The organism is Rhizobium sp. PRIMUS64, assembly GCF_023006465.1.
GTDB classification, from domain to species: domain Bacteria; phylum Pseudomonadota; class Alphaproteobacteria; order Rhizobiales; family Rhizobiaceae; genus Rhizobium; species Rhizobium leguminosarum.
The window spans coordinates 1-538 of the sequence record NZ_JALBGX010000335.1 but is presented as its reverse complement, the minus strand read 5'-3'; the positions used below and the strand labels follow the sequence as shown (position 1 = coordinate 538).

At 63.2% G+C, this 538-nt stretch carries 1 protein-coding gene; it reads right to left on the bottom strand.

What is annotated here, in order from left to right:
• Positions 1–21 precede the first annotated feature (21 nt).
• Positions 22–538 (bottom strand): extracellular solute-binding protein (locus MOV76_RS39440; RefSeq protein WP_247266622.1); only part of this gene is annotated, 517 nt, incomplete at its 5' end.

The window sequence follows — 538 nt, the reverse complement described above, 5'->3', positions numbered from 1 at the left end:
CCGCCTCTTGCTCAGGAGGTTTTATTTAATGTAGCCGGCTTTGGTCATTTCGCGGGTTGCCAGCTGCTGGGCGCTCTGCAGGGCCTGGTCGACCGAAAGTTGGCCGGCAAGAGCTGCCGAGAACTGCTGGCCCACTGCCGTGCCGATGCCCTGGAATTCCGGGATCGCCACGAACTGCACGCCGACATAGGGGACCGGCTTGACGGTCGGCTTGCTCGGATCGGCCGAGTTGATCGAGTCGAGCGTCATCTTGGCGAACGAAGCCGCCTTCTGGTAGTCCGCATTCGCATAGAGCGATTTGCGGGTACCCGGAGGTGCGTTCAGCCAACCTTCCTTCTCGGCGACGAGGTTGCTGTATTCCTTGCTCGTTGCCCAGGCGACGAACTTCTCAGCAGCTTCGGCCTTCTGGGTCCCTGCCGGGATGGCGAGGCTCCAGGCCCAGAGCCAGTTGCCGCGCTTGCCGAGGCCCTTGTCCGGGGCGAGCGCGAAGCCGACCTTGTCGGCGACCTGCGATTGCTTCGGATCGGCGACGAAGGAA